The sequence below is a fragment of the Clostridium liquoris genome (genome assembly GCF_002995785.1).
Lineage (GTDB): Bacteria > Bacillota > Clostridia > Clostridiales > Clostridiaceae > Clostridium_AO > Clostridium_AO liquoris.
Window position 1 is genome coordinate 23,615 of the sequence record NZ_PVXO01000028.1, and the last position, 21,667, is coordinate 45,281.

The 21,667-nt window shown below is 33.2% G+C and carries 17 protein-coding genes; 5 read left to right on the plus strand and 12 right to left on the minus strand.

The window, feature by feature from the left end:
* Nucleotides 1–18 precede the first annotated feature (18 nt).
* The 4 genes from CLLI_RS15105 to CLLI_RS04720 all read left to right on the plus strand — a co-directional run bounded on the left by CLLI_RS15105 (nt 19) and on the right by CLLI_RS04720 (nt 13,003).
* On the plus strand, nt 19–7,758 hold the full coding sequence (locus CLLI_RS15105) for a helicase-related protein (RefSeq protein ID WP_207655075.1): 7,740 nt from the start codon (nt 19–21) through the stop codon (nt 7,756–7,758).
* Between the two features lie 188 nt (nt 7,759–7,946).
* Nucleotides 7,947–8,123: a hypothetical protein gene (locus CLLI_RS14455; RefSeq protein ID WP_170063647.1), complete on the plus strand. Its 177-nt coding sequence runs from the start codon at nt 7,947–7,949 to the stop codon at nt 8,121–8,123.
* The gene (locus CLLI_RS04715) at nt 8,113–9,942 is read left to right on the plus strand and encodes a JAB domain-containing protein (protein WP_170063648.1); all 1,830 of its coding nucleotides are present in this window, start codon (nt 8,113–8,115) and stop codon (nt 9,940–9,942) included. The genes CLLI_RS14455 and CLLI_RS04715 overlap by 11 nt, the downstream gene beginning before the upstream one ends.
* Before the next feature lie 148 nt (nt 9,943–10,090).
* A complete protein-coding gene (locus CLLI_RS04720) occupies nt 10,091–13,003 on the plus strand; it encodes an Alw26I/Eco31I/Esp3I family type II restriction adenine-specific DNA-methyltransferase (RefSeq protein WP_106063086.1) in 2,913 nt (970 codons plus the stop codon).
* Nucleotides 13,004–13,017: 14 nt separating this feature from the next.
* Here CLLI_RS04720 and CLLI_RS04725 read toward each other — a convergent pair whose 3' ends face one another.
* From CLLI_RS04725 to CLLI_RS04735, 3 genes are all read right to left on the minus strand, one after another.
* Nucleotides 13,018–14,385: an Alw26I/Eco31I/Esp3I family type II restriction endonuclease gene (locus CLLI_RS04725; protein WP_106063087.1), complete on the minus strand. Its 1,368-nt coding sequence runs from the start codon at nt 14,383–14,385 to the stop codon at nt 13,018–13,020.
* A 324-nt stretch (nt 14,386–14,709) separates the two neighbouring features.
* Entirely contained in the window at nt 14,710–15,135 is a 426-nt protein-coding gene (locus tag CLLI_RS04730; RefSeq protein ID WP_106063088.1) for a DUF6508 domain-containing protein, read from the minus strand.
* Between the two features lie 28 nt (nt 15,136–15,163).
* Nucleotides 15,164–15,727, minus strand: a complete 564-nt coding sequence (locus tag CLLI_RS04735) for a hypothetical protein (protein WP_207655076.1) — start codon at nt 15,725–15,727, stop codon at nt 15,164–15,166.
* Nucleotides 15,728–15,890: 163 nt separating this feature from the next.
* Between CLLI_RS04735 and CLLI_RS04740 the strand changes: the two genes are divergently transcribed.
* The gene (locus tag CLLI_RS04740; RefSeq protein ID WP_009532310.1) at nt 15,891–16,070 is read left to right on the plus strand and encodes a hypothetical protein; all 180 of its coding nucleotides are present in this window, start codon (nt 15,891–15,893) and stop codon (nt 16,068–16,070) included.
* Nucleotides 16,071–16,118: 48 nt separating this feature from the next.
* Here CLLI_RS04740 and CLLI_RS04745 read toward each other — a convergent pair whose 3' ends face one another.
* From CLLI_RS04745 to CLLI_RS04785, 9 genes are all read right to left on the minus strand, one after another.
* A complete protein-coding gene (locus CLLI_RS04745; protein ID WP_106063090.1) occupies nt 16,119–17,432 on the minus strand; it encodes a site-specific integrase in 1,314 nt (437 codons plus the stop codon).
* A gap of 2 nt (nt 17,433–17,434) precedes the next feature.
* A complete protein-coding gene (locus CLLI_RS04750) occupies nt 17,435–18,076 on the minus strand; it encodes a recombinase family protein (protein WP_106063091.1) in 642 nt (213 codons plus the stop codon).
* The gene (locus tag CLLI_RS04755) at nt 18,073–18,294 is read right to left on the minus strand and encodes a hypothetical protein (protein ID WP_106063092.1); all 222 of its coding nucleotides are present in this window, start codon (nt 18,292–18,294) and stop codon (nt 18,073–18,075) included. The genes CLLI_RS04750 and CLLI_RS04755 overlap by 4 nt, the downstream gene beginning before the upstream one ends.
* Nucleotides 18,295–18,473: 179 nt before the next feature.
* Nucleotides 18,474–19,007, minus strand: coding sequence for an HNH endonuclease signature motif containing protein (locus CLLI_RS04760; RefSeq protein WP_106063093.1), 534 nt, complete (start codon nt 19,005–19,007; stop codon nt 18,474–18,476).
* Between the two features lie 12 nt (nt 19,008–19,019).
* Nucleotides 19,020–19,259, minus strand: coding sequence for a helix-turn-helix domain-containing protein (locus CLLI_RS04765; RefSeq protein WP_242975528.1), 240 nt, complete (start codon nt 19,257–19,259; stop codon nt 19,020–19,022).
* 258 nt (nt 19,260–19,517) lie between these two features.
* Nucleotides 19,518–20,201, minus strand: a complete 684-nt coding sequence (locus tag CLLI_RS04770; protein ID WP_106063094.1) for a hypothetical protein — start codon at nt 20,199–20,201, stop codon at nt 19,518–19,520.
* Nucleotides 20,202–20,205: 4 nt separating this feature from the next.
* Nucleotides 20,206–20,565, minus strand: coding sequence for a DUF5681 domain-containing protein (locus CLLI_RS04775; RefSeq protein WP_106063095.1), 360 nt, complete (start codon nt 20,563–20,565; stop codon nt 20,206–20,208).
* A 16-nt stretch (nt 20,566–20,581) separates the two neighbouring features.
* Nucleotides 20,582–20,791 (minus strand): hypothetical protein, encoded by a 210-nt coding sequence (locus tag CLLI_RS04780; RefSeq protein WP_106063096.1) that lies wholly within the window; start codon nt 20,789–20,791, stop codon nt 20,582–20,584.
* 215 nt (nt 20,792–21,006) lie between these two features.
* Nucleotides 21,007–21,501, minus strand: a complete 495-nt coding sequence (locus tag CLLI_RS04785) for a hypothetical protein (protein ID WP_106063097.1) — start codon at nt 21,499–21,501, stop codon at nt 21,007–21,009.
* Between the last annotated feature and the right edge of the window lie 166 nt (nt 21,502–21,667).

Consider the following 21,667-nt stretch of genomic DNA (forward strand, 5'->3'; position numbering starts at 1 on the left):
GCAAGGAGGAGAAAAAGCATGAGAATAAATGATTTTGAACATTTAATTCAAGAAATCAAGGCAAAGGCTCTCTCTAGTAGTGATGAATATATTTCACTTATGAGAACCGTTGGAAATAATTATAAATATGATTTTACTAGTCAGCTTAGTATCTATGATAAGAATACTAGTGCAAGAGCCTGTGGAGAATTTGATTTTTGGAGAAGGAAATTTAATAGAACTGTAAAGCGTGGCGAAAGAGGAATCCCCATATATAAGAATTATGGAGAATATGGCAAAGTAACCTACATCTTTGATCTCAGCCAAACAGTATCAATGACAAGAGCTACAAATCAAGTAGAATTATGGGAATTAACCAATGGGGAAGATAGCCTAAGGGGAGTTTTAGGATTTGATGGAGCTTTTAGTGAAGATGAAATGAAGAATATGACAATAGATGAAATTCTTGAAAATATTGCATATACAGAAGTAATCAACAAGGGTAACTATCTTTTAAATGAACTTAAGATAGCTCCTAATTATAGAAAGATCTTCAATGATTTTCTTACAGAGTCCTTTAAAATAGGATATGCTGCAAGGCTTGATATAAATTATGAAGCTGATAGAAATAAGATTAATGATATCCTTGGAAGTCTTGATGAAATTTCACTAACAATAGTAGGTAATGAGCTAAATTTAATGGTGGCAAACATCCTTGAAAGAACAGTAGCTATAGATAAAGATATTGATAAAAATAAGGTGCTGACAAAAGGAGCAATTGAGCGGTACAATGAAAATAGAGAAATAACAGATAAGGAAGAAAAAATAGGAGGGATAGATGATGAGTTTCGAGGAAATGTTGGAAGAATATCTGATGGAAGAGAAGGTAGAGAACGAGTATCAGATGATATTTGGGGAATGCGAGACATCGGAAGAGATAACCTTGAAGATGAAGGAAGTAACAGAGAAAGTTCTAATGAAGGATCAGACACACCTGACTCACAGATTCGCCCAGGCGAGACTGAACTTCATGGTAGAGGAGAAAGAGAGATTATTCCAAGAGATGTTCCTGGAGAAAAGCCTTATGAAGCATCTTCTAGAAGTGGAAGAGATAGCCAAGAGGTTCATAGAGATGGAGAAACCGAGGATGATGGAAAGCTTTGGACTGACAGAGGAACTGAAGGCAGAAGATTGGATGAAGTGGACAGGACTCATGGAGAACCTGAATCACGAGTTAAGGGAGATGGCAATGAAGGAGTACGTTTACAATTAGATGAAGGAATAAGCATAGATGAGGACCAGGGAGTAGATGATGAATCTGCTTCCTTTTTTGTTCCAGAATACTATTCAAAAGTTAATCCTCAAGAACTTATGAATGAAGCAATATTAGAAAATGTTCCTAGACTAGGAGAAACTGAAGAAATATCTGCAGCAGATAAAACAGTTCATGTAGCATATATTATTCCATTTAGAAGTAATTGGACCTGGTATTTGACAGAGTATGATCCTGAAACAGAAGATGCTTATGGTCTTGTAGCAGGTCTTGAACCAGAATGGGGCTACTTTAATCTTAAGGAACTAAGGGAAATTGGAGCAGAAAGACTTGTTCTTGAAGATTTTCCTAAAACATTTAAGGAATTAAGGGATAGTGAAGTTAAAAAACAATTAAGCGAAGAAGAAATTCATAGAGTATTCTTTGGAGAACTTGATGATTTTACAAGAAATGAAGTTTCACAAGAGGTAGACCCAGAAATTCTTTTTATGCAAGGGGAAGAACAAATAGATGAAGAACTTATTGCAGCTAAAGTAGGTACAGAATTTATTATAATTCCAAAAAGCAATCTTAATCATATAGAACTTGATAAAGATGAAAGACAGGTTTTAGTTGATAGTGTAGAATATCAACTTTATAAGGGTAAAAACTTTGAAGACTCAAGAGAAATAGAGATTTTTATGGATGAAGAAGGTTATAAAACCTATAAAATAAATGATTATCTTATAGATTTAAAAGACCAAGAGTTAAATAGAGTGCCTATTGCTAGGGATGATGTTATAAAAATGTGGGACAATCCTTTTATTATTACAAGTGTAAGAGAAGATATGCTTCTTATAGAAATGCTTCCTTATGAATTGAAAGAAGAATATATTATTGATGCAAGACAGGTAAGAAGGCTTCAATTTGAAAGCATAGATGAATTTAATGAGTTTATTTATACTACTGAACTTTATGACTTTGATGAAGAAAAAGCTAAAGAAGATGAACAAATGACTTTTTCTTTTGGAGGTTTTGAAGATATAGAAGATAGACAACAAGATGAGAGAGAAACTCCTAGGATTGAAAACTTTGTTATTACTGATGAAATTATTCCTGAAAGCCTTCCACCACAAGAAAGGCTGGAGAATAATATTAATGCTATAAAAGTCCTTAAAATTTTGGAAAAAGAAAATAGGGAAGCAAATAGAGAAGAACAAGAAATTCTTGCTAAGTATGTAGGCTGGGGTGGTCTATCAGAGGTATTTGATGAAAGTAAAACAGGACAATGGGAAAGGGCAAGAAACTTTCTTAAAGAAAACCTTAGTCCAAGTGAATATGAGGACTGTGAAGAATCTACACTTACAGCTTTTTATACTCCTAAAACAGTTATTGATGGAATCTATCAAGCACTTGAAAACATGGGATTTGAAAATGGGAATATACTTGAGCCTTCATGTGGAGTTGGTAGCTTTATGGGAAGCCTTCCAGAAAGCATGAAGAAATCAAAGGTTTATGGTGTAGAGCTTGATAGTATATCAGGCAATATAGCAAGAAAATTATATCCCGAAAACAATGTACAGGTTAAGGGATTTGAGGAAACCTCATTTTCCAATAATTTTTTTGATGTGGCAATTGGCAATGTTCCATTTGGAGAATTTAAAGTAAATGATAGATTATATGACAAGAACAACTTTTTAATTCATGACTATTTCTTTGCTAAATCAATAGACAAGGTAAGAAGTGGTGGAGTAATTGCATTTATTACTTCCAGTGGGACAATGGATAAAAAGGATGATTCAATTCGTAGATATCTAGGTGCAAGATGTGAGCTTCTTGGAGCTATAAGACTTCCAAATAATACTTTCAAGGGTATGGCTGGAACTGAAGTAACTAGTGATATTATTTTCCTTAAAAAGAAGGAGTCAGTAATAGAAAGAGAAGAGCCATGGTATGAACTTGGAATAGATGATAAGGGCCTAAGTTACAATAAATATTTTGTCGAAAATCCTCAAATGATACTTGGTGAAATGACAGAGGTATCAGGCAGATTTGGAAAGACCATTACTTGCCTGGCCAAGGATAATCATGATTTAAAAACTGAACTTTCACAAGCTATAAATAGGATTCAAGGAAAGATTGAGCCTATAAAAGTTGAAAGAGAGGAAGGAGAAAAAGAAGCTGAGATTATTCCAGCTGATGAAAATGTAAAGAACTTCTCATTCACCGAAAAAGATGGAAAGGTCTATATTAGAGAAGACTCTATAATGAGAGAAGTGGATAGGAATGATAAAGACCTAGATAAAATCAGAGATTATATAGCTCTTGGAAATGCTCTTAGAGAAGTGATTGATTTACAGTTAGAAGATAGAAGTGAAGTTGAGATTAAACTAGCTCAGAGAAAACTTAATGATATATATGATGAATTTAGCAAGAAAAATGGCTTTATAAATGGAAGAATGAATACAAGGCTTTTATCTGAGGATAGTAATTTTGCTCTTATTTCAAGTATTGAAAAACTTGAGGAAGGAAAGTTCAAGGAAAAGGGCGATATATTTACAAAACGAACAATAAAAAAGGCTGTGCCAGTAACTCATGTGGACACACCAGACGAAGCCCTTATTCTTTCTATTGCAGAAAAAGGAAGAGTAGACCTTGGATATATGGAGGAACTTACAGACCTTGATGAAAAAGTCTTAGTAGAGAGTTTAAAAGGCAAGATCTTTCTTGATATTAAGGAATTTGACAGAGAAAACAATGCACTTCCCTTTACAGAGAAAGAAAAGCACAATCCTATGGCCTTTAACTATGTAAGTGCTGATGAATATTTAAGTGGAAACATCAGAGATAAGATAAATGTTTTAAATGAATATATAAATTATATTAAGGGTTCTATAGGCTTTATGGATAAGGATAATTCTAATTTCAAACAAATAGAAGACAATCTTGCAAACCTCAAAATACAAAAACTGAGCCTTGAGGAAGTAATGCCAAAGGAACTCACTGCTTCAGAAATCACAGTAAGACTTGGAGCTACATGGATACCAGAAAAAGATGTAGAAAACTTTATCTTTGAAACTCTTAAAACACCAGGATTTGCAAGATGGGATATTCATGTTAGATACTCACCTTTTACAGCTGAATGGAGAATTGAGGGTAAGAGCAAGGATGGAGGAAATGACCTTGCAAATATGACCTATGGTACTAGTAGAGTTAATGCTTATAAGATTATAGAAGATGCCCTTAACCTAAAAGACACTAAGGTATGGGATAGGGTTATAAATCCTGATGGTAGTAGGTCTTCCATACTCAATAAAAAAGAAACAATGCTTGCAAGTCAGAAACAGGAACTTTTAAAAGAAGAGTTTAAAAATTGGATATTTAAAGATCCAGACAGGAGACACCGTTTAGAAAAGCTTTATAATGAAAAATTTAATTCTGTGCGTAACAGGGAATATGATGGAAGTAATATTCGCTTTGAAGGCATGAATTCAGGTATTATCCTTAAAGACCATCAAAAAAATGCAGTTGCAAGAACACTTTATGGTGGAAATTCCCTTCTTGCCCATACAGTAGGTGCAGGTAAGACCTTTGAAATGATTGCTTCTGCAATGGAGTCAAAAAGGCTTGGAATGAGTAACAAGGCATTATTTGTAGTGCCTAACCATCTAACTGAACAAATAGGAAGGGACTTTATGGAACTTTATCCTGGAGCAAATATTATGGTTGCTACCAAGAAAGATTTCCAGCCTAAGAATAGAAAGAGATTCATAGGTAAGATTGCAACAGGAGAATATGATGCAGTTATTATAGGCCATTCACAATTTGAAAATATACCTATGAGTAAAGAATATCAAGAAAATCATATAAATAGGGAAATTGAAGGGATCCTAGAATACATTGAAGAGTATAAGTATGACAGAAGTCAGAATTTCACAGTAAAGCAGCTACAAAATACTAAAAAGAAACTTGAAAGTAGACTAAAAAAACTTAACGATGATTTTAAAAAGGATGATGTAGTTACCTTTGAGGAACTAGGAATTGACAAGCTTTTTGTGGATGAAGCCCATAATTATAAAAATCTATTTCTTTATACAAAAATGAGAAATGTGGCAGGAATAGGTCAGAGTGAAGCACTCAAATCTTCTGATATGTTTATGAAATGTCGATATTTAGATGAAATGACAGGAGGAAAGGCAGTAGTATTTGCTACAGGTACTCCAGTGTCAAATAGTATGACCGAGCTTTATACCATGCAACGCTATCTTCAATATGATGAACTTGAAAAGAATAACCTACAACATTTTGATTCATGGGCAAGTACATTTGGTGAAACTGTAACGGCAGTAGAGCTTTCACCTGAAGGAGATAAATATAGAGCTAAAACAAGGTTTAGCAAATTCTATAACCTTCCTGAGCTTATGGCCATGTTTAAAGAAGTGGCAGATATAAAAACAGCTGATATGCTTGATTTAAAAGTTCCTGAAGCAGAATATGAAACTATAGTGACAAAGCCTACAGATGAACAGAAAGAGGTCTTAAAAGGCATCTCGGAGCGAGCAGACAGGGTAAGGGATAGAAGGGTTGAACCAGAAGAAGATAATATGTTAAAAATCACGAATGACGGTAAAAAACTAGCCCTTGACCAAAGGCTTATCAATCCTCTTTTACCTGATGATCCTGATAGCAAGGTCAATGTATGTGTAAAAAATATTTTTTCTATCTGGGATAAAACAAGGGATAATCGTTCAACTCAACTAGTATTTTCTGATATGTCTACCCCAAAGAATGATGGAAGTTTTAATGTTTATGATGATATAAGGGACAAGCTTTTGAATATGGGTATTCCAGAAAAAGAAATAGCATTTATCCATGATGCTAATACAGAAAAACAGAAGGATGAACTATTTTCTAAAGTCCGTAAAGGCCATGTAAGGATTCTTTTAGGGTCTACCCAAAAGATGGGAACAGGTACTAATGTACAAAATAGACTTATTGCTACCCATGACCTTGATGTACCTTGGAGACCTGCAGACTTAGAGCAGAGAGCAGGTCGTATTGTAAGACGTGGTAATAAAAATGACAAGGTTAAGATATTTAGATATGTTACTGAGAATACTTTTGATAGTTATTTGTGGCAGACAATAGAAAATAAGCAGAAATTCATCTCACAGATTATGACTTCAAAAACACCTGCTAGAGTGGCGGAAGATGTTGATGAGAATACTCTTTCTTATGCTGAAATTAAAGCCCTTGCAACAGGTAACCCTTTAATAAAAGAAAAGATGGACCTGGATATTGAAGTAACCAAATTAAAAATGCTTGAAGGAAACTACAAGAGCAATCTTTATAGCTTGGAAGATAAGATTATAAAGACCTATCCAAGAGAAATTGAAAAATATAAGAAGCTTATTGAAGGTGCTAAAAGTGATATTGATAGAACTAGGGCACAGGGAACGGGTGATAATAAGTTTACTTCCATAAAAATCGGCGATGAAATAATTACAGATAGAAAACTTGCAGGAGATAAAATCCTTGAAGCAGTTAAGGGGGTGAAACTAGGAGATAAAAAGCTTATTGGAGAATACAGAGGATTTCCTATAGAAGTAACCTATAACTTCCTTACAAATGAGCATAATTTTAATTTAAAAGGCTCAAACAATCATTATGGAGATTTAGGACAAAATAGGGATGGAAATATTACAAGAATGGATAATGTCTTGGAGAGGATTCCTGATAGTTTAAAAAGATTTGAAGAAAAGCTTGAAGCTACCAAAGAACAAATTGAAATTGCTAAGGAAGAAGTAAAGAAACCTTTTGATAAGGCTGAGGAATTAAAAAACAAGACAATAAGACTTGCAGAAATTAATAGACTTCTTGATATGGGTGAAGTGGAAGATTTAGAAAATCTAAATCCCCTTATTGAGGATATTAAAATGCTTATTATTGATTATTGTAATAAGGAATTTGGAGAAGATTATGCTTATGATGACTTCAATAAACTTTTCCCTAATGAAGGCCATATTGGACTTGCCTATACAACTACAGAAGATGGGAAACACGAAATACAATATGAAATAAGTCTTAAAGATTATTCATGGACACAGTATGTAGATAATAAAGAAGTATCTCATGGAAGTTATCTTGAAAGTGAGGAGGATGAGTCTGTAAGCAAAGAAGAAGCCCTTAAAAATCTTAAACTTGAACTTGAACATGGAGATTTTGATGAATATGTAAGGGTTGATGAGAAAGACTTAAGAGAGAAACTTGGGCTTGAAATTGATGATGATGGGAATTTCTATGATCCACTTTCAAAAGACCTAGATAATGATGGTATTCCAGATAGATATGATAATGATTTTAGAAGTAGTAATTACTTTGAATCAACTTATGATGTTGATGGCCTTAAGAAGGATGATAAGGAATCTACACTTGGGCAACTAGAAAAGTTTAAAGCCAAAGTTAAAGAAGAATCAAGCCCATTACAGGATGAGAAAGATAAAGAAAAGAATAAGGGTGCAAGATAATATATTACTTTGATTTTTGGTGAATTCTATGAATTCATAAAAAACGAAGTCCACAGGGGTTATCAGGGGGTGTAGCCTCCTGATGTTCTAATAAAAAGCTCTGAGGAAACTCGGAGCTTAACTTTTTGGGAAAATAGTAAACTAAGGGTTTAAAACAAATAAGAATAAAAACTATAAGGAGGAGTTTTATGCTTAACAAAAAAAACAAAAATAGATTGCTCCAATACTTTGGCCTTAATAGCCATAGTGAAATGATGGCATATATTAGAGAAAATCCAGAGGATGAAAAAGTTAAGGAAATAAAAGAATTATTCAAACCTCACCTTACAAATCTTGATGAGGAGGTGTATGGGAATGAAAAATAATTTGTATAAAGAATTTAATTGTAATAGCAAGGAAGAACTTTATGAAAAAATAAAAAATCGAGATGATGAAATAAGACCTCTTATAGAATTCCTAGATTATGCTAGAGCTAATATTAAAAATAGTAGACAAGCAATAAATAGTCCTGATACCTTTGTAGACTATGTAAAGTCAATAACTTTACCTACTAAAGATACTGGGACTATTATTTTTGCAAATACAAAAAACCATCCTGTTCATCTTAAGAGAACTAGACTAAGTTGGAAAAACAGCATAAAAGAGGCCTTAAGAGAGGGCTTAATGGCAGGAGCTAATAGTGTATTTCTAGCATTTTCTAATGATACTCCTAATAAAAGAATAGAGGAAACTAAAGAATATTTTGAAAAAATAGGAATGAAGATTATAGATACTATTGGCTACAATAAAGAAAATAATAGTTTCATATCAAAGGTAGCAGGAAGAAGCTACTATTCGACTAAGACCTATGAAATAGCCAGTGATTCAGAAAATGCTTATGGAGAAAAGGATTATAGCCTTAAGGATAAGTATGAAGATTTTACAAGCTATTTTGCTAGTAATGAACTTATAGATTTAAATGTGGTAGAAAATGTAGAAGAAATAAAGGAAGTTTTAAAAATAGGATTTCAACACCATCAACAAGAGATTTTTGGTGTTCTAATTTATGATAGTAATGAAAAGATTATTGGAGCAGAAGAGCTTTTTAAAGGAGCTACTGATGCTGCAATAGTAGATTTAAAAATTATAGCTAGGACTCTATTTAATTATCAGGATGTAAAGGGAATGGCAGTATTTCATAATCATCCTAGTGGCAATCCTACTCCTAGCAGGGAAGATATAGAAATGACTAAAAAGATAAAAAATGTAACTGAAATTTTTGAAATAGAACTTCTGGATCATTTTATAATTGGCAAAGAAAAAACCCTATCTTTTTCACAAGAAGTTAGTGGTTTTCAAAGTGAAAATCTGAGCTATCAAGATAAGCTAGGGCAAATGTCAATTGTTAAAGAAGATAAGAATATTTATGATAGGGAAAAAGTTACTCTTGAGGTTGGAGATAAAATAAAAACTGCTCTATCAGATGAAACTATTGTTTTGGATATAGATAAAGACAATGCTATTTTATTCGATGGAAGACAATTTGTTGAGGTTTATGGCTTACAGAGTGATAATGGAAAGTTTTTTTGGAATCATGGCAACTATTCTGATAGCTATCCTCAAAAGAAAGATAGTCAGATAATAGATACTATAAATAAGATGATAGATGAGGACTACGAGGGTTTCGTTAAAGCTTTGATTACAATAGAAACGGGAATAGATAATCCAGACCTATTAGATGAGCTTTACGATAGATTTATGCATAATGATGGGGTAAATCTAATAAATGACTATTTTGACGAGGTTATATATGATTTAGAGTATGATATTACAACTGGTAAAGAAAAAGATATTGAACCAGTGGAAATATCAACCAAGGAGAATGAGCTTTTTAGCAAGATGGATGGCTTTATAAATTCCTATACAGAACTATCTAATGCTATGTATGATGCGGACTATGATTTTGCAGATTCCTATCCATTAGAGAAGTCCTTTCATGATATAGACTTCATAGGCTGGGTTGAAGCTACTAAGACGAATTTATTTAAAACAGAAAAAGAAATGGATGAGGGAAGATTTGGTAAGGAATATAAAAAAGAATCAACTATTGCAAAACTTAATAAACTTAAAGACAAGGTAGCAAAGGACAGTATAGGAAAACCACAAGAGAAAGTAGAAAATAATAAGAATGATAGAGAAATGTAATGATAGTAGCATAAGCAACTATTGGGTATGGGGCAGACTTAGGTCTGTCCTTTTTTGTTTCATTATAAAAGAATAGAAAAACGTCCCATCTATATTGTCTCGAATTAAAAAATATGGTATTATATAAATATAGGAGGTATTATACCATATGAACGAAACTATTGAAAAAGAATTATGGAGCGAATTAGAAAAATCAAGTATAAAATTTCAATCTAAATTAGATAGTAAATATAAAAGGAATAATGGCATTTATTATACTGGACTAGAATTAGCAGATAAAATTATAAAAAATCTGTTTGAAAATACTAAAATAAAAGAACCGGTATGGAAAAATACTTTTTTTGAACCTTGTGGTGGTGTTGGAAACTTTATATTTGCTTATTTGAAATATATATATAGTAATTATAAATTAACTGAAGAAGAAGCAAGAATACTTATTAAAAATATTTATTATTGTGAATTAGATTTCAATGCTAAAGAACTCTATGTTTCAAATATAAAAAAGCTTACAAAAATATTTTTTAACATTGAAATAGAAGAAGATGATTTAAATATAGGGGAATCTTTGGTCTATAATTTAAACCAGGAAAAAGTTGAATATATTGATGTGAATAAATATTTTGGGAAAGATAAATTTGATATAATAGTAACAAATCCACCATATAAAAGCTTAAGAGCTGAAAAAAGAAACTATGATTTTGAAACTGATTTTATGGCAGACAAAGTAAAATATGAAGAAATTAAAAAACAAGCAAGTGAAAGATACAGCTTATCAAAACAAGTTAGTTCTAATATTTTCAAATATTTTGTAGAAGAAATATTGCTTAATTATTCTAATGAAAATAGTAATATTGGTATTTTAATTCCTTCAAGTATTTTGACAGATAAATCATGCGAGGGATTAAGAAAAGAAATTTTAGAAAAAAATGGCTTAAGAGTGATATGCAACATTCCTGAAACTAATAAATATATTAAAGCTCAACAGTCATTAACATATTTGATAATTGAAAAAAGCAAAAAAACAAACAAAGTCAGAATCTCCGATTTGAAAAATAAAGACATAATTATAGATGTAAAAGATTTTGTCAATAAAGATCATGGATACTCAATGATGGTTTTAAAAGAGGAAGAATATACTTTATTGAATAAAATGATGTCTTTTAAAAAATTGAAAGAGTTCGAATGCATTGTTAATATGCGAGGTGAACTTGACTTAACATTAAACAAGTCTGATATTATAAGTGCCAAAACTGAATATAAGTTGGTAAAAGGTAGAAATATTGATCGATATGAATTATTAGATTGTAATAATGGATTTGTAACGAATGAATTTGTAAAAAAGAGTCCTAAGAAATATTACATTGAGAATGAGAGAATAGCTTGTCAACAAATAGTAAATGTAAATAAAGAAAGAAGGTTAATGTTTACTTTTATGCCTTGTAATTATGTGTTAGGTAATTCATGCAATTTTATTTATGTGAAAGAAAATAAAAAAGGAATAGATATTTATTATTTACTTGGATTATTGAATTCAAAATTGTTAAATTGGTATTTTAAGTTATTTAGTAGCAATAACCATGTTAATAATTATGAGTTGGATAACTTACCGATACCAATACATGATATTGCGAAAATGAAGCAAGTATCTGAGATAGCATTTAAAAATAGTCAAGAATATAGCAAGCTTAATGATGAGAAAATTGATGATTTAGTAAATGAGCTGTTTGGACTAGAGAATATTTCAAAGACAAAAATGAATGCAGAATTAAACACAAACAAAGAAGACTATGAAAAACATATGAATAATAAACCAATATATGAGCAATTATCAATTTTTTCTAAATTTCGAAGTGAACTTGACAATAAAGTTGACGAAGTAACTAAGCTAAAACAAAAGTATATTACTAATAATTTTGTTATTAATAATAAAAGTTACAAAATGAGTGATTTAGATATGGAGATTATTACATCGGTACCAGCTGGTGGGAATTGGCAAAATATTCCTCAAGAAACAATGAATAAGTCCAAAAGACTTTTAGGAATACAAAAAACAGGTGGAAGAACAACTTTATATGGTAGACTACAATATGATAAACCAAGTTATACAATAACCACATATTTCAATAGACCTGGTAATGGTTGCTATATTCATCCAGTTAACAATCGAGTTTTAACAACACGTGAAGCAGCAAGATTACAGTGTTTTCCAGATGATTATTATTTCTATGGGAATCAAAAAGATATTTTAAACCAGATAGGTAATGCTGTTCCTCCAGTAATAGGATATTTGATAGGGGAAAAAATTATTAAATCTCTGGGTTGTGGTATTTCGTTAGATTTGTTTTCAGGTGCGGGTGGTTTACTTTATGGGATGAAAAAAGCGGGGATAACACATGCTTTGGCAAATGATTTTGATAAAAGTGCTTGTGTTACTTTAAAGGTTAATAATCCTGAAATTGAAGTCTTATATGGGGATATAACTAAGGAGGCAGTAAAAACTGAAATTATTAATAAAGGAATATATAAAAATACAGATATTATTTGTGGTGGGCCTCCTTGTCAAGGATTTTCACTAGCAGGTTTTAGAAGAAGTGATGATCCAAGAAATAAATTATTTAGAGACTTTTATGATGTTGTAAAAAGTGTTAAACCTAAAGTCTTTGTATTTGAAAATGTTATTGGAATTCTTAGTTATAAAAAGGGAAAAACTTATGAAGAAATAAAAACTTTGTTTAAAGAACTTGGGTACAATGTTCATGGTGAGGCTTTAATGTTTAATGAATATGGAGTTCCACAAAAAAGAAAAAGAGTTATTGTGATTGGTGTAAGAAACGATTTGAATATCAGTCCAGAATCGTTGTACCCAGATAAAATAACAGAAAGTAAAGAAACTCAAATAACTGTTAAGGATGCAATAGGAGACTTGGAAAAAATCGAGTTAAATAAAAATGTTATAATACCTAAAAGTGAATCAGAATTTCAAAGGTTTATAAAAAATCATATATCTTATGAAGAATATGTATTAAATCTTTCTTCAAAAAATAAAAGAGGACAGATTTAATCTGTCCCTCTTTATTAAAACAATTCTTTTTCAAGTATTTCTATTATAGATTCAAAAAGACATTTATTGTTTATATCATGTGGATCAGCTTTGATTCCTTGATATAATTTTTTCAAATCATTATTGATAGATTTAAAAGATGTATTCTTTATATTTCTATTTTCTTTGTCTTGGTAATCGTAAATTGATTCAAAAGCAATTCGTTTAAAACGAGAATATTCTTTGTTTGTTGAGTCAGTTATATTTCTTTTGGAACGTTTAAATGTTCCATCTGGATTAAAATTGTAATCATACATAAAATCGTTCATTTTGGGTTTTAAATAGAAATTTTCAAGAAATAGTTTACCGTTTTTACCTGTATTTTCGATAATAAGAAATAAGCAATACATAAAATTATTCATATTGATTTTTAATAGAGTTCTGTACTTTTCTAAATCTATATTTTTTTCTTTTTTCATTTGTTCCCAAATAAGTTTTGCATACCATGAAACAGGACAAATGTTATGTTCTTTCTCTTTTTCTTGTAATATTATAAAATCTTCCATTACAAGTCGATCCCTCTTAGCAGAATTATCTCCAGAAGCCATAGGTTGTAAGAATCGTGAATCGTGAATGAATCCTAAAGAAATAGGGCCGATATGGTCCGCAGAAGCACCTTTGAAGAACGAACTACCCATAAATTTATTTGCTGCATGAATATTTCCATCACTCCAGTATTCATATGCCCGCCTATCTTTTGTATAAGTTTTCATATTATCAGCGTGTCTTCCTGTGTCTTGTACACTTCTACAACAACGATTGTAAGTATGGAAGCCATCATAACGATCTGGAAAGTTTGACATTGCACCAGGACCACATAATTTAGAATTTCCACTTCTACAATGAAGTTCAACTTCATCCATTAGTTTATTTAAAGGTAGATTTTGTTTGTTTGGTGGAAATTTTAATCTTTTAATGTAGATTTTTTTGATTTCAGCTTCTGATAATCCTTGTTTTGCCAAAAAATAGTTAACATCATGTATGGAATCAAAAACATTATTTTTATATCCATAATTTTTGTTTAAATAGTTTATGAAATTTTTATTTGGATAAATATATCTAATAGACATTGTTTTACCGCATATTTGGCAAACCTTTTCCTTTGTAGGATGCACCTCATACATTACTTTAGCATATACACCTGCTTCATTAGGTATTCCTAATTGATGTGCTTTATTTAAAGCCCACTGTATTCTTGCTTGCCCTATTTTGCTTTTTTTGGTAGCAATCCAAGCGTAAGTACCATCGTTTCTTTTTTCAATTGGCAATCCGCTATAATTTTTGTGACGAACAATATCATCCATATATTTCATAAAATTTGGATGCCATATTTTTTCTGACATAAAAAGACCTCCTTAAATATATAAAATACTCTAATGCACCAAATTATATTGTATCAGAGATAATGGTCAATTGTAAAACTAAATTAGACTTTGTAAGGTTAAATTAGACCTTTTCAAAAAGCTACAAAAATACACAACTTTGAATAGTTTAATTCTTCAAAGATTAACAGGCACTCGCCCTATCTCTCCATAACTCTCCATAAGTGCTACCCGTATTACCTTTTTGGGATTTCTACTTTCCCTAACTCGGCCTATCACGCCATATCACGCCATAAGTTTAGTATAACAATAGTATAAAGAAAGAGCCTTGGCTGTTTGTTTCAGTCAAGACTCTTTTTTCTCATCTATCTCTTTAAGGCGATTAAGCCATTTTGTAATTGTACCTGTTTCAAAAAAGTATAGTAACGCACCCTCTGAAAACCTATCTGCTCGAATTGCACCCATAAGCAAGGCTGTAATACATTTTCCGTCCAAAGTAGAAGTATCAACTTCGCTCATGGAAACATTATCCCATTCGATTCCGTTTTCAAACAGAATATCATTGTAGCTGTAAAGGCCGTATTCTTGGTATTCATCAGCGAAAGTGTAAACATCATCTATAAAGTGTCTCACCATTCTGGAATAAGTTACATAGGGCATTTGTATAGGGCTCTCAATCGTTCCTTTGCTTTTGCTATCAACTATCCACTTTCCAAAATTATCAGCTTCAAGAATAGGCAAATATGCGGTTAACTTTGTGTAGGTATTCATTTTCCACCACCCCTTTAATAAGATACCACTAAATAAATGAATGTGTAATTTCGTCAATGCGGTTTTCTATAAGGTAGTGACTCATATCACGATTTTCTGGACAACCCCTCGTTTGAAAAATAGCTTTGCTTGAATCAAAGCCAAAACCAAACATTTTATCATCTTTTGTTGGGTCACGCCTTTGTTTAACCTCTGACATAAATTGCAACATTTCTTTATTCGTAAATGCGAGCATTATCGTGTCCCATTTAGTGCTTTTTGCACCTGCATTTTTAACATCATCAGAGTGCTTTGCATATATCCCGACCAGTATATACCAGTTTGCGTTTTGCTGAACAGGGAACCTATTAAACCACAAGTAGAATGGATAGCCAGAATCTTCCTTGTCATTATAATATGTCCTGGACATTTTAACTTGAATAGTGTTGGCTTTGTTGCACCCATGGTCATAGCGATATAGCAATAAGTCAATACCTTTTTCCTGTGCCGAAGCAGGAATAAAAACAGAAGTACCTTTTATTTTTTTGGATAGATAATCTGCAACTGCAAACTCTCCATACTGCATTGTAAATATTGGTTGCATTTTGTTCACCCTAACACTCTTGGACTTGCCAACAATCACTAACCCGTCAGCAATACCATTATAGCAGAGTGTAATACAAAAGTACAGTGTAAATTCAACTTATTATTGTGTCATAGTTTTATGTGCCTTGTCAATACTATAATGTAATTAAAATCAATGGAGGAATTGCATTATGGAGAAATTTATCGTAACACCTAAAGAAGATAAATCTGTCACAATGACGATACGCATAGATAGAGCCTTGCAAGAGGAATATAACGATTTAGCAGCTAAAACGAATCGTTCTCGTAATGAACTAATCAGCATGGCTTTGCAATATGCCCTTGACCACATGGAATTGAAAGATGAATGATGACTAAATGAGAGCCTTTGGATTTTGTCCTTTGGCTCTCTACTCATTTTAAGCGTGTATTTGTAAGAACTCATTTAATTTTACTGCAACTTCTTCTTGCTGTTCCTCAAAACTATGAGCGTAAATATTCATTGTAGTAGAGCAGGTTGAATGTCCTAAAGTCTTTGATATTGCAATGATATTTACATCTATCGAATTAAGTAAGGTAGCACATGAGTGTCTTAAACCATGAAGAGGTATAATCGGCAATTCCTCTAAATTCTCAACTTTAGCTTTGTTTGGATTGTTTTGCACCCATTCATTGTAACGGTGTAAGTGCTTGGTAAAATACTGATATGGGGTTGTATGGCCCATTAGTTTACCGTCCGCTTGAATAAAGAGGTTGCCACCGTTGTTCATATCCCCACGCCATGCCGTACCATGTTGGAATCGTGTTTGCATATACTCCATACGGTATTGCTTTAAGAGGGGCAGTATATAGTCTGGAATCGTTACTGTTCTTACAGACTGTTTTGTTTTGGGTTCCTTATAATCAAATCCATTTTCCGTCATACCAACTGACTTTGAAATAGATATTTTCTTGTTCTTTAAGTCAATATCGCCCCAATGCAAAGCAAGCGTTTCGCCTTTTCTAAAACCACAAAATAGAGATATGGCAAAAAACACTTTGTATTGTGTCGGTACTGTGTAGGACTCCACATAATCGTTCACATAATAAGGCTTTCCTGTATCGTCAATTCGTTTATGGCCTTTATAGGTTACCTCGTATGACATATCCAAAGATTTCATAAACATTAAGCCTTGCTTTGGGGTAAAGAACTTTAATCCCTCGTCCTCATCTTTTCTTTTTGGTTTTTGTGCGTCTTGGCATGGATTGTTCTCAATCATACTGTAACGCTTGGCTGTCTTAAATATCAGATTCAATACATTAGCGAATCTTTTTATTGTGCCTGTGGAATAGTCTGACACCAAAGTTTTATAAAAGGCTTCAATGTGCGGTGTTTTGATGTAGGCAACTTTATATCCCTTAAAGTAGGGAATGATTCTACTTTCCAACACCTGTTTATATCCTGTGTATGTTCCATAGGCGATGTTATCTTTAACACTCTCAAGCCACTTGTATGCAAAATCTTCAAATGACATTTTTTCAGCGTCAAAGTCATAACCGTACTTGATTTTATCTTCCATATCAAGGGCATATTTGAACGCTTCTTTTTCTTGTTGTTTGGGTGTGGCAGACTGGTTTACTGAATATGTAAGATTCTTCACCAGTTTATTGCCTTGTTTGTCATATCCTTGACAAATCACAATGCGATATACCACTCTACCGCTTTTATGTTCAACTCTCTTTACTGAGGCCATATTTAACACCCTTTCTCAATTTGATTTTTGTAACGATAGAAGGTTGGTTTTGTCATACCCAATTCACGCATAAGTTCAAAGGGCTTTTTCTTACCTTGCTGTACTAAGCGATAGTGGGTAGAAAATTCATCAAGACTCATTATTCTTGGCCGTCCATAGTCGTCCCATTCTCCACGAGCCTTTTTCTGTTCAATGCCTTCTCGCTGTCTTTTCTCTCTTTTCTCAATTTCAACCTGTGCCATGCTTGCATACAACTCAATCATCATATTATTGATAGTCTCTAACATCATACGAGCCATTGAGTTTTCCATAGCTGATAGGTCAATCAATGTTGTGGGCAATTCTAACACCATAACACGAATGCCGTTGTCCTTAAAGAATCGTAATTCTTTTAGTGTGGCTTCCTTATTTCGCCCTAATCGGTCAAGTTCTGTGACGATCAGCACATCACCACTTTCAAGGATTTCCTCTTTCAACATAATATATCGTGGCCTGTCAAAGTCTTTACCTGTTCTCTGGTCTGTATAAACTTTGCTTTTATACAACTGGATATTATGTGTTTTGCAATACTTGGTAAGTTCTGCAATTCCTCTGTCTAAGTGCTGGTCCTTTGTACTTGTCCTGTGATATGCTACATACTTCATACGGATTCCTCCTTGTCGTATAAATCACATGGACCACCGTCAATCACATCATTAGGTTTACATTCTTCGTACATTTCACATCGTGATGTATTGCCTAATATCTCTGTATCATCATAACGATATAAGCAATCTTTGCACACTAAATCATTGTTTGTGATTCTTCTCATACAAAACTGTTCTGACCATATTTTACTCTTGAAGTAATTGTCTTTGTTCATCTGAACACCTCATTTCTTTATCGAACAACTGTTCGTTTCTGATTTAATCATATCAGGCAAGTATCAAAAAGTACACCTCTTTTTTGAGAATAATCAAAAGTTTTATCGTGTACTTTTTGAACCCTATTTTTAAGCCTTTAGAGATAGTATCAAATTTTATAAATTCTGATACCATGCAATTATGCGGCCCGTTGGCATATCTTGGTGAATGACCAGACAAACCCTCTAAAATGCTCTCTATGTCCATTACAGCATTCTGCAACCCCTGTTCTAGCATAATGTGCTTGTTGGACCTCTGTAATGCTGTTCCATACTTTCAGCAACACACCATCTAATGTATATTGATATACTCGCTTTGAATTACCTTTGCTGATTTTCTGATTTCGACTACCATAATTGCAGTTTTCCTTTTTGGTGAGCGATTCCAGATTAGACAGGTTATTGTTGCTCTTAACTTCGTCTTTGTGGTTGATTTCTAACCCCTCTGGAATAGGACCAACAAATGCTTCATATACAAGTCGGTGAATGCTTTTCTTATATCTTTTACCGTCAATCGAATGCACCCACACCCATAAATAACCGTTATTATTGCTTGGAACTAAGAATCTATCAGACTTGGTATCGTATACCATTCCATCGTCAGAAATTTCATAACGAGGAAAGCTTTTTATTTTACTCCATTTTATTGTACCGTTCCTTTCGTCAGCGTTCATTATGCATTCCTCCTATTCCTGCACTCCGGTGTTGAGGAACTCAATAAACTTGTCAAAGTTGATGAGATACTTATTACCGGCCTTTATATACACAATCTGATTTTCTTTACACATCTTCCACAGCGTTTTATATGAGAAGCCACATTCATCCGCTACTGTCTGAATAGGTACCATACGAGGTATTTTTAGCTCTGTAACGTTGCTGATGGCTTCGATATTCTCAATTTTAGTTGTAGTATTTACATTTTTCATTATGATTGCTCCCTTTCCTTAGAGGGACCAATACATATTCGACTGAACTGTTGTACTGATTACCCATGTTTGTATTTGCTCCGTCCTCGGAAACTGGGCTAATCATAGCGACCTATTTTATATTATTCTCAATTTTATGTTTATCCTCTGGAGTCACTGGTTGACTCTGGAAGGTCTTTGTCCTATACCTATAGGAATCATTACCTTATGACTTTAAATTAAATCTGGGTGGCTCTGGTTTCTTCTGGCGTATATCTGTTATGCGTTATCCTCGGTTGCATTCCAGTGAGTAGGTTTCTTTAAGGCATTGGCTTGTTTCTCTACGTTCCTAAAGTGGAATCCTTGCAAATACACAGAAGAAAGCGCTTGTTCAGCTTCTTTCAGACTGGTTTCTTTCATCCGCTCAAATGCTTGTTGTGCTGGGGTCTTGCTACCATCAAATGCTTTTTCTCTGAATCTTGCAGATACCATGTCAGCATAAGCAGGATATTTTAATAGCTCTAATACTGCTTTACTACCAACAACACCAGAGTTAATGGTATTTGAAATAACTGTTGTGATTCCATTTTCATTGGCTGTGGTCTTGCTTTTTGGTAGCTTTGCAATGAGTTGAAGCACCTTGCTTTGTACCGCTTGCGAATCGTCCTTTTCTCCTGCATAGTCATAAGCCCAATCACGAATTTCATTTACTTTGTTGAGCATACGTTCATACACAAAGGTATTTTCTTCAATTAGTCCTTGCAATTTGCTTTGAAACTTCTCATAAATTCTGTTGGCCATAGTATTGTCTACTTTCCTGTAAATCGCAATAAAGTTTCTGACATCTGCAAGAAGTGTACGTACATCATCGACAGTCTTGGCAGCGTTAATCTGCGTAAAGAGATTGTTGTAGTTCTCAATAATACTTAATCCATTATTTGCTACTGTTTTTGTTTTGCTCATTGTTTTATTCCTCCCATTCATCATCTTCTAAATCATCTTCATCGGGTGAGGCTTTCATTACTTCGTCCCAATCTTCGTCATCTTCTGTTCTGTGTGGCACAACCTCAATCACAGTAGGAGTTGTTTCCTCTGTACCGTCTAACAGAAAAGCAGTATTTGCTCCATATGCTTTTTCTATGATGTACTTACAAGCATTGAATCGGTCCTTGTTGTATCTGTCCTGTGAGATAGCGATAATGGATTCAAGGGCAGATACAGTAGACGATTTTAGCAATCTCTTGAAGTGCTCCTTTTGTGATTTCTGCTCTGCGGTTTGCTTAGGTCTGCCTTTTGGATTACCAGACCTGCCTTTCTCAAACGGCATATAAAATCACTCCTTTCTACATATCATAGATGTTCACGCTCCTTGTTGTAGGATTCCAGTTCTCTATGAATTTCTGTTTTACTTTGTCCTGTGAGAGATGAGATAAAATCTCTTGTTTTTCCTGTATCTCTGCTTTGAGAGATTCGATCAGCATATTGTAAGCCTGTGTTCCCGTTTTGGGTTTATGCTTCAATGTAATGTCTGCTGATATGCGTTCTACCTGCATTAGTGAACACCCCCTTATTGTTATTGTACTGTTATCTGCTTGTGTATCTGTCAAGCTTTATTGGACAGTTTTTGAAAATGTGTTTTTGCTCAAAAATGTTGTAGAAGCACTTATACGCTTTGTTTGAGCCTATTTACAAGCCATTTGAGCAATTTCGCTTTTGAAAACTTTCTATATCATTTTAATCATTTTGTGATTGAAACCGACCAGAATGTTTAACCACAAGATTCCTTAAAATCATGCAAAGTAAGAATTGTGTCTTGTGGCAATGCATATCTTTCAGCGTATGCTTTAATATCCCTCGATAAGTTAGATGTAGGCTTATGTCGCAATTTAAGATACTTACTCATAGCCTTTTTTAACACCTCAACATCTGGGATTAACTCACGCTCTTTAGCAATGGTTTCAGCTACATTGTCCGTCTGCGTCAAAGACTCAATTAGCTTCCACTTACAACCACTCAAATATGTTTTCACATCATGCTCAATCAATTCATCACAGAAGATTCTTTTATATTCTTGAATGATTGCAATTAAGCTATCTTTAGTTAGAATATCTGAAAAGCTGGTTTTATCTCCAAATAGCTTTTTGATGATTCTGTCTTGCATGATGATTTCTATTCTAAACAACCCTTTTGGTACAGATTCATTGTGTTTGTTTTCTTTCTTGTTTCGTGTCTCTTGCTCACGAGTTTTATCGTATGCTTTCAACACATAGTAGTGTTGTCTTGTATGTGTGATGGTCCTCGTTACCTCTTTATATTTGCTGTTTTTACTTGCCCCAACCCATTTGTGATTATCACTATCTGTTGATGTATATGATATTCTAAAAGTACCCCAAATTCTAATTGAAAATTCCTCTAGAAGAAATATATAA

Coding starts and splice junctions, on each gene's coding strand:
- CLLI_RS15105 (WP_207655075.1), top strand. CDS start 19: ATGAGAATAAATGATTTTGAACATTTAATTCAAGAAATCAAGGCAAAG.
- CLLI_RS14455 (WP_170063647.1), top strand. CDS start 7,947: ATGCTTAACAAAAAAAACAAAAATAGATTGCTCCAATACTTTGGCCTT.
- CLLI_RS04715 (WP_170063648.1), top strand. CDS start 8,113: ATGAAAAATAATTTGTATAAAGAATTTAATTGTAATAGCAAGGAAGAA.
- CLLI_RS04720 (WP_106063086.1), top strand. CDS start 10,091: ATGAACGAAACTATTGAAAAAGAATTATGGAGCGAATTAGAAAAATCA.
- CLLI_RS04725 (WP_106063087.1), bottom strand. CDS start 14,385: ATGTCAGAAAAAATATGGCATCCAAATTTTATGAAATATATGGATGAT.
- CLLI_RS04730 (WP_106063088.1), bottom strand. CDS start 15,135: ATGAATACCTACACAAAGTTAACCGCATATTTGCCTATTCTTGAAGCT.
- CLLI_RS04740 (WP_009532310.1), top strand. CDS start 15,891: ATGGAGAAATTTATCGTAACACCTAAAGAAGATAAATCTGTCACAATG.
- CLLI_RS04745 (WP_106063090.1), bottom strand. CDS start 17,432: ATGGCCTCAGTAAAGAGAGTTGAACATAAAAGCGGTAGAGTGGTATAT.
- CLLI_RS04750 (WP_106063091.1), bottom strand. CDS start 18,076: ATGAAGTATGTAGCATATCACAGGACAAGTACAAAGGACCAGCACTTA.
- CLLI_RS04755 (WP_106063092.1), bottom strand. CDS start 18,294: ATGAACAAAGACAATTACTTCAAGAGTAAAATATGGTCAGAACAGTTT.
- CLLI_RS04760 (WP_106063093.1), bottom strand. CDS start 19,007: ATGAACGCTGACGAAAGGAACGGTACAATAAAATGGAGTAAAATAAAA.
- CLLI_RS04765 (WP_242975528.1), bottom strand. CDS start 19,259: ATGAAAAATGTAAATACTACAACTAAAATTGAGAATATCGAAGCCATC.
- CLLI_RS04770 (WP_106063094.1), bottom strand. CDS start 20,201: ATGAGCAAAACAAAAACAGTAGCAAATAATGGATTAAGTATTATTGAG.
- CLLI_RS04775 (WP_106063095.1), bottom strand. CDS start 20,565: ATGCCGTTTGAGAAAGGCAGGTCTGGTAATCCAAAAGGCAGACCTAAG.
- CLLI_RS04780 (WP_106063096.1), bottom strand. CDS start 20,791: ATGCAGGTAGAACGCATATCAGCAGACATTACATTGAAGCATAAACCC.